Raw genomic sequence first — 14,635 nt, 5'->3', positions numbered from 1 at the left:
TGCTTTGGCGCTTTTGAGGACAATCTAGCGCGGATCTCATCGTGGAGCTGGGCCTAATATATTGGGTAACCAACAAAGACTCCGAATACATTAGCGCAAACCAACTACGTTATCGATATTATTACTTGCAATATTGAGGCGGACCATACATTTCGCCACCACAGCGCCTTAAAACCTAACATTCATAATTTTAATATTTACAACATCAAACAAACAAAAAAATACTAACTTGAACTACAACTATATGAAGGTGATTGTTTTATTACATAGCTTTACAGCAAGCTATTAAAGTGGATTTAATTGAAAGTCAGCTTATTAATCTAGCTCAAAGTAAACACAATCAATCACAAACAATCACATTCACTCTTTTTAAGTCTTTATTTGTTTGTTTTAGTGGTTTTTTCAATTATAATATCAATTGAGCAATTAAATTTATTGAAATTATAACAATCCAAAGGCATCCTATGCAGGCTAATAAAAACTACGGAACAGGTCCTAGCCCTATGCTGGAAAAACAACGTCAACAGTTAATTATTGATATATTAGAAGAAGAACATTTCGCGAGTGTACGTACTTTTTGCACTAAGCTGAATTCATCTGAAGCGACTATTCGTCGCGATTTAAATAAAATGTCTAAACTAGGCCTACTTAACAAAATTCGAGGTGGTGCAGAAGTTAATGATAAGGCAGCAATAAAACCTGTAAGAGCTCAAATAAGCAGTTCTTTCTTTTTAGTTGATAAAGAGAAAAATTTAGATAAGAAACAACTCATCGCCAAAAAGGCAGTTGAACTCTGTGAAGAGAATGAATCCATTATTATTAATGGTGGTAGTTCTACTTACATGATGGGTGAATATTTAATGGATAGACAATTAAATATTTTGACCAATTCGATCGTGCTTGCCCAGTTTCTTTGGGAAACGAGTAATAATCAAATAACGCTACCTGGCGGTGAAATATATCGTTCTCAAGGTATTATATTAAGTGCTTTCGAGAATGACAGTATCCCAAATTATCACTGTACTAAAATGTTTATGGGTACCCCAGGCATCAGTAAAATTGGTGTTATGGAGTCAGACACTTTATTAGTAAGAGCGGAACACAAGCTAAAGAAACAAGCCGAAAAACTTATCATCATGGCAGATAGCTCAAAGTTAGGAGTTGCCAGTAATTTTCTATTTGTCCCTTTATCTGAAGTAGATATACTTATTACTGACGTTGATGCAGATCCTAAATTAGTACAGGAGTTTGAAGCACAAGGTATTGAAGTGATTATCGCTGATTAATGCAAAACAATGTCTTTTCCAACAAAAAACACGGTAAAAAACATCTAATAAACATTCGCCCAAAATATTTGAGATTGTTCGTTGTTATAACCGTTACCAATCAAGATGGATATTTTTCAAGTTTTTCTTTGATGGATTTAAAATCACTTTATACTGGGTTAAACAATTACAAAAAATGTTCATTATGCTTAAATTAATTGCCTGCCTTGAGTTATTTCAATCCCTGCTAAAATCCTGCACTATGAATGGTAACGGGTATATTTTCATAAACCGATCATATGCATGCTCTGGATTATCAGGTGGTAATACCTTTTGATATTCATTAACTTTTAGCGACTAGCGGTTTCTATATAGCTTGATTAATTCATTAGTTGAACCATCCATATTTAATATCTCAGTTGGATCAGTTATTTTTTTTAATACTTTATTGCCCAGCGCCTTTCCTAATTCAACACCCCATTGGTCAAAAGAATTCACTCTCCAAATAACACCTTGAACAAACACCTTATGCTCATACATGGAAATTAGACTGCCGAGCACCTTAGGAGTCAATTTTTCAAATAAAATAGTATTACTCGGTTTGTTACCCTCCATCACCTTATGAGTAGACAACTTTTGAATTTCTGATTCATCACAGTTAGCCTTTTTCATAGCAGCTTTAACTTCTTGCAGGCTTTGTCCTGCCATTAATGCCTGACTTTGACCAAAGCAGTTAGAAGCTAACATATCATGATGATTACTAACTTCATGATATGGGAATAAAGGCATCAAAAAATCAACCGGAATAGGTGTTTTGCTTTGATGGATAAGTTGATGAAATGAGTGCTGTCCATTGGTACCTTCACTACCCCAAATTATAGGGCCGGTATCATAAGACAAAGGCTTATTATCAAGTGAAACTGATTTACCATTACTTTCCATATCCAGTTGTTGAATATAAGCAGGTAAACCTCGTAAGTAATGATAATAGGGCAATAATACTTGCGATTGAGCACCATAAAAATTTCGGTACCAAACGCCTAATAAAGCCAGAATAATGGGTAAGTTTTTTTCTAGCGGAGCATTGCTGAAATGTTCATCCATTTCAAACCCACCTTGTAAAAATTCACGATAATGATCAAACCCTATCGCTAACGCCAAAGGTAAACCAATAGCTGACCACACAGAGTAACGACCACCAACCCAATCCCACATAGGGAAAATATTCTCTTTCTCGATACCTAATTTTTGCGCTGCTTCTACATTAGAAGTAACACAAGCAAAGTGATATTTAACTTCTTCAGCTGTTGTTGTTTCAACAAACCAATCCCGTGCGGTTAACGTATTACGTAATGTTTCTTGGGTCGTTAATGTTTTGGATGACGTTATAAATAATGTTGTTTCCGGATTTACTTTAGACAGTACATCATAAATATGACAACCATCAACATTCGCAATAAAATGAACCTTTAACTGGGGTTGTTGATAAGGTTTTAATGCCTCTGACATTATCTTAGGTCCAAGAAAGGACCCGCCAATACCGATACATACAACATCAGTAAAAGCTTTTCCTGTATGCCCTACTTTTTTCCCTAATGAAATATCATTGACAAAACATTCTAACTTAACAAGTGTTGTCTGTATTTGAGGCATCACATCGACACCATCAACATATACTGGTCTGTTTGAAAAGTTACGTAGTGCAGTATGTAATACCGGACGGTTTTCAGTAGTATTGATAGCCGCGCCATTGAACATTTTGTCACGCTTATCCAATAAATCTGATGACTCAGCTAAATTCATTAACAAGTGCATTGTTTCGTCAGTAACACGGTTCTTAGAATAATCTAGCATTATTCCAGCCGTAGAAAGAGAGAAATTATTAAAACGCTCAGTATCATGTTTAAATAAGTCACGCATTTGTACATGTACATTTTTATTATAATGATTAACAAGTGACTTCCACTCAGGGGTGCTTGGTAACATACAAGTTATATCCTAAATCTGAAATATGAGACTATCTAAATGATTACGTTGCAAGAAAAAATTTGGATATGATCAGTGTTTTATACAAAAAACGCCATTGAATTCTATTTAAATAAGTTCAATCGAACTTAGCTTTTTATTTAGTTTTTATTTAACATTTAAGTACTCTAAGCACTCATCTACTTCGCTAGTTGACCCCATAATAACGGCAACACGTTGATGAATATGAGACGGTTCAATAGCTAAGATACGTTCTTGCTCTGTAGATGCTTTACCATTGGCATTTTCAACTAACATAGCCAATGGATTAGCTTCATACAACAAACGTAATTTAGCAGGTTGCTGAGGACTTTTAGTATTATTTGGATAACAAAAGATACCGCCACGAGACAAAACACGATGTACATCACCTACCATTGCGCCATTCCAACGCATATTATATTTTTTCGCCCGCGTCCCCTCATTACCTAAAAGAAGATCATTGATATAATGAGTGAAGCCTGCTGACCATTGATGGTAGTTTGACATATTCACGGCAAACTCTTGCGTTTCGGTCGGGATATCCATTTGCTCGGTGGTCAGTAAATAACAACCCTGCGTTTTATCTAAGGTATATAAACGAGATGGACCACCGGTCGTCATCGCCAATAAAGTAGACGGGCCATATAAAACATAACCAGCACAAACTTGCTCAGTGCCTTTTTGTGAAAATTGTAATTCGCTCTCAGCAGACACATCATCCTTTGCGCGGTAAATGGTAAAAATCGTACCTATCTGACCATTAATATCAATATTTGAAGAACCATCAAGCGGGTCAAAAGCAACAATATAAGGTGCACCTTCCGTCGCAGCAACCACATAGTCTTCTTCTTCAGAGGCAATTGTTCTTACTTTGCCACTTTCTAATAACATGTCTTTAAGTAACTGATTACTTATGATGTCTAATTTCTTTTGAGTTTCACCTTGGATGTTCTCATCAAGCGTAGAGCCAAGTACATTAGATAATGCTCCTTGACCCACTCTGAATGAAATTTCTTTACAAGCCGTTAATATCGTTTTGATTAACAAGATTAATTCAATGTCGACATTGTCCTGCTCTAAACAGGGAATTAAGCGTTTCATCATTAATCCTTATATCTTTCAAGGCAATTAAGCTCTTTAAATGAAAGAGCTAAACGCTCGACCATCGACTGTTCTAATTTACGTAGCCATACCCGTGGGTCGTAATATTTTTTGTTAGGTACATCATCACCGGTTGGGTTACCAATTTGGCTTTGAAGATACTCTGTATTAGCACGGTAATAATTAGCAACACCTTGCCAACTGGCCCATTGCGTATCAGTATCAATATTCATCTTGATTACACCATAACTTATCGACTCACTAATTTCTGCAGGACATGAACCAGAGCCACCGTGAAAAACAAAGTTTAATGAATTAGGCGCTAAACCATATTTTTCACTCACAAACGCTTGTGAGTCTTTCAAAATCTTGGGCGTTAATTTAACGTTACCTGGTTTATAGACACCATGCACATTACCAAATGAAGCGGCGATGGTGAATGAGTTACATACCTTACTCAATTGCTGGTAAGCATAAGCAACATCTTCTGGTTGGGTATAAAGTAATGATGCATCAAGGTCGGTATTATCAACGCCATCTTCTTCACCACCGGTACAACCAAGCTAAATTTCTATACCCATATCTAGTTTTGACATACGAGAGAAATACTGCTGACAAGTCTCAATATTTTCAGTTAAACTTTCTTCTGATAAATCCAACATATGTGAGCTAAATAAAGGCTTGCCGTGTAATTTATAATACTCTTTCCCTGCTTCTAGTAAGCCGTCAATCCAAGGTAAAAGTTTTTTAGCTGCATGATCGGTATGAAGAACAACAGGTATGCCATAATGTTTTGCAACTGCATGGATATAATGCGCCGCAGCTATAGCACCCACAATTGATGCTTGATGATTTTTTAATGGTGCGCCCTTACCTAGAAAAAATGCTGCGCCACTGTGTGACAATTGGATAATAATCGGTGATTTACATTGATAAGCCGCTTCAAGGGCTGCGTTAATCGAATTCGTGCTAACAACATTGACTGCTGGAAAAGCAAAACCTTGCTCACGGGCAACCCGATACAATGTCGTTAAATGTGCTCCGCTAACTACACCCGGCGGAACTACATTAGTTAAATTTGTCATTAATAAACCATATAAATAAAATATTTAAGAAAAGTATGAAACTGATATCGATGAACCGATATCTGTTAATAAAACAAGTTCATGCAATGTTTTAGGGGGCTGCTCACTGAAGTCCAAACACCAAATTTCGCGGGTAATAATAACGCGTGATTAAAGCGATCCAATTAACGAGTTTTTATTTAAATCTTTAATACATCTTGCACCGGTTAGCGTCATTGCCACGCGCATTTCTTTTTCATATAGATCGAGTAAGTTTTCAACACCTTGTTGTCCTTGTGCGGCTAACGCATAGATATATGAGCGCCCCAACATCGCGCAATCAGCACCCAACGCAAGCATACGTACAACATCAAGCCCTGAACGAATACCTGAGTCGACAAAAATTTTCAGATCACTTTTCACTGCATCAGCTATCGCAGGTAAAGCCTTAGCTGAAGACAATACACCGTCTAATTGACGACCACCGTGATTAGAGACAACAATACCATCGGCGCCAAATTTCACTGCATCCTTAGCATCTTCAACATCTAGTATGCCTTTTATAACCATAGGCCCATCCCAGAATTCTCTGATCCATTCCAAATCTTTCCAAGAAATAGAAGGGTCAAAGTTATCACCTAACCAGCCAATATAATCTTCCAAATTAGTAGCCTCACCTCGATAAGCTGAAACATTACCTAAGTCATGAGGTTTGCCCAATAATCCAACATTAATTGCCCAATGAGGATGAAGCGTAGCCTGTAAAATTCTCTTTGAAGCAGCAAAAGGACCACTCATGCCCGAATGCATGTCGCGATATCGAGCACCCGGAACTGGCATATCAACAGTAAATACGAGTGTTTTAACCCCTGCCGCCTTCGCACGTTCTAAAACGTTTTTCATAAAGCCACGGTCTTTAAGTACATATAGCTGAAACCACATAGGCCGTTTAATTGCAGGCGCTACTTCTTCAATAGGGCATACAGAAACAGTCGACAGGGTAAAAGGAATACCTTTATTTTCAGCGGCTTTAGCTGCTTGAACTTCACCTCGTCTAGCATACATACCTGTTAAACCTACAGGTGATAATGAAATAGGTAGACTCATCTTTTCACCGAAAATATCGGTAGATAAATCCAGCTCAGACATATCATTCAGTACACGTTGTCTTAACCCAATGTCAGCTAAATCTTCAACATTACGAGCTAATGTTCGCTCACTATAAGAGCCGCCATCAATATAGTGAAATAAAAATGGAGGCAACTTCTTTTTAGCCGCATTTCGGTAATCTGTTGGAGCAGAAATAATCATGGTAATTCTCTCTTAGTTACACTTTTTACCAGTACTTATTGAAGTAATGAGTACTGGTAAACGTGCCTGTTAGTTATGCTGCGTTATTTGCAGTTACTTCAACAGACACTTCTTCAGAGCTACTTTGCGCTAGGTAGGCATAAGTAGCGGTAAAAAAGTAAACAAGTGTTGGTGCCATTAACCAGGTGCGAATAGTTTCAATATCTTGTGTTATATAAGACATTACCCCCATATAAGCACAGCCAGCTAAGGCAGCCCAAGAAATGTATTTAGCTAACTTAGCTAAAGCAGGCACATCATTACTCGCAGCTTGTGCTGAACATACAGGAGAACTTAAATAAGCAACTTCAGCCTCTTTACGGGCTAACTCAGCTTGCTCTGCAATGGCGGCTTCTGGGTAGGTTTCTTTTGCCCCCATAATTGAAGCTAAACCACTATAAACAACCGTAGCGAACAACCAAATCGGCACTAAGATAAAGAACATGTGCAATACATCAGCTATCACTAAGTAATAGCTTACCCCAAGTGATAACAACCAAGTGATCATAGCCGCCTTATTAGTGTTATTGCCCTTATACTTTGACCAATAACGAGTAAAGCCTAATTTTGGAAATAACCAATGCTCTGCGACGATAATAGCCCCTACCGGTGCCAACATTAAGCCCATAATACCAAGGAAGCCCAGTAACTGAGTAAAGACAAACGGGAAACAAGCAATGATGGTAGTGACGATACCTACTACCATAGTTACTTTAGTTCTATCCCATTTATAATTTAATGATTGAAAGGCAAGTCCAGCACGGTAAATGGTTGGGTTAGACGTTGTCCAACCAGCGATAATTACTGCAAGAATACCTGCACTACCTAACGCTTGAAATGCGACAACACCGGCATCTAGTTCAGTGATTGACGCTTTTAACAATAACGCCGCTGCTGCGCCCATAATGCCGGCACAAATCCAAGCAACATAATGCCCAATAAACATTCCTAAGGCAGAGTAATAACCATATTTTGAACTTTTAGCGAAGCGGAAAATAGTCATATCGCCCATACTACCGTGCATAGCAAGATTACAAATCCAAGCAAAAGCAGCAACATGCCAAAAACCAATATCACCACCGGTATCAACCCAAATATATTGATCGGCTACGATTAAAAAGTCATTAAAGCTTGAGATGCTTGCAACACTGTCTGTTGCCGCAACCAGTGTCGGCATTAAAACCAAAGCGCCAACAACAAACATTAAAATCATCCAAGGGGCGCAAATTTCAGCAAAGGCGGCTAATTTTTTAAAGCCCTTCATGGCCATCAACACCACAACAGCGCCAACGGCTAAGGCAACTAAAACAAATGACAAATCAGTAGGGTACCACTCGGTTTGCGGGGCAATACCAAAGATAATTTTCACTGCCGAGGCTGATACCGTGATCATAGCCCCGGCTAAAATACAAAATAAAACTCCGTTAATAACACTGTAGAGTTTTATTGTGCCTGGACCGGCTATTTTTTCAAGGTAGGCGTATAAGGTTAAACGGGTATCAGTGGCAATGGGCGCCGTGACTAAAGCCCATGTCAGTACCGCTAAAAGGTTACCTAACAATAGTCCCCAAAGAATATCGCCGGTACCAACACCCCAAGCGACAAACAAGGCACCAATAACAAATTCTGTGCCCGCGACATGCTCACCCGCATAGCTGGCGGCAAAGGTTTTACCCGATTGTAGTTTATCAGCGGATACCGGCTCGGTTTCAAATTCTGCTGCAGTTGACATATTCTCTCCCCAAAAAGTCTATTTTCTTATTCATTAACTCCAACAAGAAAATAGACGTTAATTTTTATAGTTATTATATTTCTAGTTATTTGATTCTTATTTTTTAACTGTGTTTTAAACGATGCCTGAGCCATTACCACCACTAGAAGGTCTTAATTTACCAACAATGCCACGATAGTTTGCTTTGCGATAAGTAGCAATTGGGTCAATCGCGCCGCCTTTACGGAAACGCGCCATGGCTAAGATTGGCGAAATATCGGTATTAAAAGCATTTTTAAGCGTATTGCTACACATAAGTGCATCATTATTGGTTTGATATTCAGTTAGTTGAGGACGGTTAACTAACAACGCGGCAATGTATGAACGTTGTACGCTAGCGGCTGAATTCATTAAACTTTCAATTGGGTCAGTGACGTTGTGTGATTGATCTAACATGTAGTTAGGCTTGAATCCTTCTTGGCCACGGTATTCGGCATCAACTAATTCATTAAAAATCAAAAACTGTTGATACGGGTGCAAGCTACCGCTATCTAAATCATCATCACCGTATTTACTGTCGTTAAAGTGGAAACCACCTAACTTTTTAAACTGAATTAAACGTGAAACAATCATTTCAATATTTACGTTTGGTGCGTGGTGACCTAAATCAACTAACGATTTAGCTTGAGGACCTAATTCCATAGCCGCTAAGATATTGCTACCCCAGTCTTGGATGATGGTTGAGTAGAACGCAGGCTCAAACATTTTATGCTCAATATGCAATTCCCAATCACTTGGCAAACCAGCATAAATAGATTTCATGCTTTCTAAGTAACGTTCAAACGCACTTTGGAAATGTTGTTGGCCTGGGTGATTAGAACCATCACCTACCCAAACGGTTAGCGTTTTAGAGCCTAATTCTTTACCCCATTCAATACAATCCAAGTTATGCTGAATGGCTAAATCACGCGCTGCTGCACTGGTATTAGCCAAGCTACCATACTTATAGCTGTGCTCTTGGCCCGGCTGATCTTGGAATGTATTCGAGTTAATTGAATCCCATTTCAAGTTTAAGCTATCAGACGTTTGCTTTAACTCAGAGAAGTCATCTACTTTGTCCCAAGGAAAATGAGGGGATACGCGTTCAGTACAATGAGATAAATCATTGATCACCGCACTGTCTTCTATTTTTTCCCAAATGTTACGTGGCTCACCTTCACCAGGAAAACGCGCAAAACGTGTGCCACCTGTACCTGTACCCCAAGAAGGCACGGCTATTTGGAATTCTTCCGCTTTAGCGGTGATGTCATCAATATTAATATTTTTACGTGCTAATTGATTACCAAGTGCTTGATAATCTTCTTTTAAGTAGCTTTCTAACTTTGCGTTTTCTTCTGCAATCAAGGATTTATCGATACGTTGAGTCATAATTGTTCCTAATTTTTTATATTTATCTAATAATAATCGATTAATAAGGATGGCTTAGCGTAAGAACGCTTCGTGCAAACCACCATCAACACTAATAATTTGGCCTGTCGTTTTACTTAACTGCCCTGAAATCAGCAAATAAGCTGCTTCTGCTTGGTCTGCTGGGGTAATTGGAGATTTGGTTAACGTGCGCTGAGCGTAGAACATCGCCAACTTATCGCGTAATTCATCATCGGAATCTGCTGTCGTAAATTCAACATCATACTTAGTTAACGAAGCAATGACTCGATCACGTGGGAACATGGTACTACCTTTAACCACAGTTGCCGGTGCTAAGCCATTTACGTTGACTAAAGGTGATAATTCAACCGCCAACGCACGTACTAAGTGATTGGCAGCAGCTTTTGATGTGTCATAAGCTAAAGAACCTTTTTTCGATACGGCAGCATTAACACTGGTTGTTAATACCATAGAGCCTTTTAAGCCTTGTGCTTGCCAAATTTCATTTGCTTGCGTGGCAACGATATAACCACCTTTAACATTAACCGCAAAGCTAACATCAAACATTTGGTCATTACTCATGCCTGATTGACCAGGCGCTAAGAAGACACCGGCTGTAACGATAACATTGTCGATACCGCCGTAAGCCATTATTACTTGATCGAACATCGCTTTAACGGCACTTCGGTCAGTAATGTCTACTTCTAGTGCTATAGCCGGTCCACAACCTGAAATGCCCGTTCCGGCAACACCGATACCTTGACCGTAAATAGAGGTTAATTCGTCAGCTGTTTTTTGTGCTGCTTCAAAGCGTAAATCAGCACAAACAACATGAGCACCTTCACGAGCAACGCGGAATGCTGTTTCTTTACCAATACCGTCACCCGCACCAACAACGACAACTACATTACGTGCTAAAGGAGCTTCAGCAGGCATACGCTGTAACTTGGCTTCTTCTAATGCCCAGTATTCAATATCGAACGCTTCTTGTTGTGGTAAGGCTTGGTATTCACTGATAGCTTCTGCGCCGCGCATCACTTCAATGGCGCAGTTATAAAATTCAGTAGTAACACGAGATTCACTCTTGTTTTTACCCCAACCGATAATACCCACACCAGGAATTAAAATAACTGTTGGGCTAGGATCACGCATTGCTGGTGAATCATCACGCTTACAGTTGTTGTAGTATTGTGCATACTCAACACGGTATTGTTCAATACCGTCATTTAATTTAGCAACTAATGCTTCAAAATCGTCTTGTTCTGGATTGTAATCAACATAGAGAGGTTGGATTTTAGTACGTAAGAAGTGATCCGGACATGAAGTACCCAATTTAGCTAAACGTGGTGCATCAACACTGTTGACAAAACGTAAGGCACTTTCATCTGATTGCACGGTAGCAATAAATTTAACTTTATTAGATAAAATACCACGCGCAACTGGTAAAAATTTGCTCAATAATGCGGTACGTTCTTCATTTGATAAGCTATCTACTTTAGCACCACCAAAGGTATTAGTACCTTTGTCATGTTCTTCGATATAGCGTGCTGCTGTTTCAATCACCCAAAGTGATGTTTCATAACAGCTTTTACTTTCACTGGCCCAGTTGGTGTGACCATGCTGGCCCATTAAAATACCGCTAATGTCAGCACTTTTGGCATAAATTTCTTCACATAATAAAGCCGCTTCCCAACCAGGTCTCATCCATGGTACGTAAGCCATTTTACCGCCCCAGATGACTTCAGTAAGCGCTTCTTGATCTTTACAAGAGGCCACCGCAATAACCGCATTCGGATGTAAATGGTCAACATGCTTTTCAGCAATCATTGAATGTAACGGGGTATCGATTGAAGATGCTCGCGGATTCAAACAAAAGTTACAGTGTTTGTACATCGGGATCATGGCATCTTCGCCTGCCGACTTAGGGCCTTTGTCGTCAAATTTCTGGTAGGTATCGTCTAGTGCGTCTAATTTTTCTTGATATAAAGAAGAAAAATTCTCCTTCTTCGCCGTACGTAAATCGCCACCAGAGCCTTTTACCCATAAAACTTCAACTTGCTCACCAGTAAGCGGATCGGTTTCCATAATTTTAGCGGAAGTATTGCCTCCACCAGTATTGGTAATACGTTGATCCGCCCCTAATACATTCGAACGATAAACTAAGCTATCGACCCCTGTTAATGGTTTTGAAACTTCATCATCCCAAAGATAATTAACGTGTTTAAATTCTTCTTTTTTATAATTCATAATGTTCCTAGCATTTATATTCTTAATATTCGTGACACGCTATCTGCCATTCGAATAATACAAAAGACGTTTTCCGTTACTAACTTAAAACTAATATCTCATGCTAAAAAACAATAGTCAATCACTTTTAATCAAATTCAATCATAGGCAAGCATGATCATGCGTACAATGAATTATAAATATAAATGTTTTGAGGAGATTAAAAGTAAGCCATTGTTAAGTCTATATTTTTAACTTGCAAATAGTTTCAAGCGAGTCTGACTTTAAAGAGGCTCCACCAAAAAGAAAGCCATCAATATCTTTTTGTTTGATCAACTCAGCGGCATTAATTTCATTAACGCTGCCGCCATACAGTATTGAAATACTTTTAGATAAGATGGGATCAAGCCCATAAATATATTGTCGAATCATACGGTGAACTTTTTGGGCTTGTTCCGGTGATGCAGTTTGTCCTGTACCAATAGCCCATATAGGCTCATAAGCAATAACCACTGATTTGAACTTCTTTAAGCCAATATCATTAATCACGCACGATAACTGCTCAAGGATAACAGCCTGTGCATCACCTTTTTCCCGTTGCTCTAGGCTTTCACCGATACATAAAACCGGCGTTAAACCAGCATCCATGGCTTGAGTAATTTTTTTAGCAATAATATCATTAGATTCTTGGAAAAGAGCTCGCCTTTCTGAGTGTCCTATCAGAACATATCGACAAGAAAACTCTTTAAGCATGTCAGCAGAAACTTCACCAGTAAAAGCGCCACTATTATTTTCATTAACATTTTGAGCACCAAGTTTTATATTGCTACCAACCATATACTCTTTAACTTGGTGTAAATAAGGAAACGGTGGACAGATAACAAGTTCAACATGTTGAAGTTTATTATGAAACTTCAACATGGCGATAAGCAGTTTACTATTTGCCAAGATACTGCCATTCATTTTCCAATTAGCGATGATCAATGTTTGTTTCATTTAAACCTCTAAGGCGTATTTTAGCCACTGTTCTTTATAGTGTGATAGCGCTGTTAAACTGGTTTCATTAGCTTGACCAACGTCGATACTACATTCAACATCATCCCAAGTAGTTAAATAGCCCGCGCCTTGAACAGTACCTGTTGAGTCCTTTGACAAAAAGACCTCTTGCTTTTCTCTTAATTGATTTATTACCGCACATAACAAGGGGTTTTTAAGAAAGGCACCTTCAATAAATATTTTTCCTTTAGCGCCTAACAGTTTGAGTTGATAATCGATCATCAAAGCACAATAAAGTGTCGCAAGCGCAATACCGCTAATAGGGTTAACATCACCAACAAAGCCACTATTTCTGCTGCCAAAAGGGCCACTACCATCACTAAAGTCAGGTAAAGCAAAAACTTGTTGATCTATAATTTTTTGTAAATCGTTTTCATCGAATTGCTCACCCAGCCAAGAGCCGGCTTGTTCACATATTGCTTCAAATTCTCGCCCGCCCATAAATCGTGCACAGGCAATGGCTCGGCCCGTTGCATCAATATTAGCAAGCATATCTTTCTTGGCATCTAAATTTTCTAATGGCACTTGTGTTGCCATTAGAATCGTCCAAGTGCCGGTAGAGATAACGGTGAATGGTGCTTGACCTTGTGTCAGGCGATAACGCAGAAAGCTAGCATTACTATCATGGATACCATTGAATAATTGGCAATCAGAGCTCAAGCCTAATTCTTCTCTCAGCTCAGGTGAAATCTCACCGCAATCAAACCAAGCGGGTTTAAGTGGTGGTAGCAAATCTCGACATTGTAAAGTATCAACGAGTGATGAATAATCTCCTTTCTTTAATGACCACAAATCAGTATGGCAACCCAAAGAAGTTATTTCAGCATAGCGTTGACCAGTGAAGCGCCAGGCCCAGTATTGCGGGTACATTAATATATCGGTCGCTTTTGAAAAATCGTCAGCAAACGTTTTTTTTAGCCAATAGAGTTGACGCCCTATGTTTAAACCACCAGATAAATCAGGAGAGTAGCTTTCACTATACTTAGGACGTATATCAACGTACTCAGGAGTGGCGACAGTTATGCCTTGATATTCATAATCCAATATTGGTAAAACAAGTCCGTCACTATTAGTAGCATTCCTATTTATTAATGCCGCCGTAGCCCCATGAGTGGTAATACTTATCGCACTAACCGTATAGTTTTTAGTAACGTCTTTAATGCCGTCAGTTATCCACTGCCAAATAGCCGAAACATTAATACTTGGATAATCCCCTTTTGTATTGACGATATTTTTCATTTGTTTTGAAAATACCGAAGCAAAGGCATCATCTAAAACATGCAGCTTTACGTGGGTTTTACCAATATCGATCACTAAAATATTTGTTTTAATTTTAATTGTCATAGGTCGTTACTTTTCATCGTTATTATACTATCTGGCTACATAGCCAATGTTTCGAATACAGTAACACCCAATAACAATCAAAA

9 protein-coding genes and 1 pseudogene are annotated in these 14,635 nt (G+C 38.7%); 1 reads left to right on the top strand and 9 read right to left on the bottom strand.

The features are described from left to right. The first annotated feature begins 464 nt into the window (after nt 1-464). Complete coding sequence (locus ESZ36_RS15200) at nt 465-1,286, top strand: DeoR/GlpR family DNA-binding transcription regulator (RefSeq protein WP_246129119.1); 822 nt, start codon at nt 465-467, stop codon at nt 1,284-1,286. Between the two features lie 336 nt (nt 1,287-1,622). On the opposite strand, the gene pgi is transcribed toward ESZ36_RS15200, so the two are convergent. The 9 genes and pseudogenes from pgi to ESZ36_RS15155 all read right to left on the bottom strand — a co-directional run bounded on the left by pgi (nt 1,623) and on the right by ESZ36_RS15155 (nt 14,552). Beyond that, nucleotides 1,623-3,251, bottom strand: a complete 1,629-nt coding sequence (gene pgi, locus ESZ36_RS15195; RefSeq protein WP_146789416.1) for a glucose-6-phosphate isomerase — start codon at nt 3,249-3,251, stop codon at nt 1,623-1,625. Nucleotides 3,252-3,398: 147 nt separating this feature from the next. Beyond that, on the bottom strand, nt 3,399-4,373 hold the full coding sequence (locus ESZ36_RS15190) for a class 1 fructose-bisphosphatase (RefSeq protein WP_146789414.1): 975 nt from the start codon (nt 4,371-4,373) through the stop codon (nt 3,399-3,401). Nucleotides 4,374-4,375: 2 nt separating this feature from the next. After that, nucleotides 4,376-5,458 (bottom strand): annotated as a pseudogene (fbaA, locus tag ESZ36_RS15185) (class II fructose-bisphosphate aldolase). A 150-nt stretch (nt 5,459-5,608) separates the two neighbouring features. Further along, the gene (gene lldD, locus ESZ36_RS15180; protein WP_146789412.1) at nt 5,609-6,748 is read right to left on the bottom strand and encodes an FMN-dependent L-lactate dehydrogenase LldD; all 1,140 of its coding nucleotides are present in this window, start codon (nt 6,746-6,748) and stop codon (nt 5,609-5,611) included. A 73-nt stretch (nt 6,749-6,821) separates the two neighbouring features. Further along, the gene (locus tag ESZ36_RS15175) at nt 6,822-8,519 is read right to left on the bottom strand and encodes a purine-cytosine permease family protein (protein ID WP_146789410.1); all 1,698 of its coding nucleotides are present in this window, start codon (nt 8,517-8,519) and stop codon (nt 6,822-6,824) included. 114 nt (nt 8,520-8,633) lie between these two features. Then, a complete protein-coding gene (rhaI, locus tag ESZ36_RS15170) occupies nt 8,634-9,926 on the bottom strand; it encodes an L-rhamnose catabolism isomerase (RefSeq protein WP_146789408.1) in 1,293 nt (430 codons plus the stop codon). A 54-nt stretch (nt 9,927-9,980) separates the two neighbouring features. Then, a complete protein-coding gene (locus ESZ36_RS15165) occupies nt 9,981-12,173 on the bottom strand; it encodes a bifunctional rhamnulose-1-phosphate aldolase/short-chain dehydrogenase (protein WP_146789406.1) in 2,193 nt (730 codons plus the stop codon). 222 nt (nt 12,174-12,395) lie between these two features. Beyond that, nucleotides 12,396-13,148, bottom strand: coding sequence for a triose-phosphate isomerase (gene tpiA, locus ESZ36_RS15160; RefSeq protein ID WP_146789403.1), 753 nt, complete (start codon nt 13,146-13,148; stop codon nt 12,396-12,398). Beyond that, nucleotides 13,149-14,552, bottom strand: coding sequence for an FGGY-family carbohydrate kinase (locus ESZ36_RS15155; RefSeq protein ID WP_146789401.1), 1,404 nt, complete (start codon nt 14,550-14,552; stop codon nt 13,149-13,151). Nucleotides 14,553-14,635: the final 83 nt, after the last annotated feature.

This window comes from Colwellia demingiae (genome assembly GCF_007954275.1).
GTDB classification, from domain to species: Bacteria; Pseudomonadota; Gammaproteobacteria; order Enterobacterales; family Alteromonadaceae; genus Colwellia; species Colwellia demingiae.
This window is presented reverse-complemented; position numbering and strand designations above follow the sequence as displayed.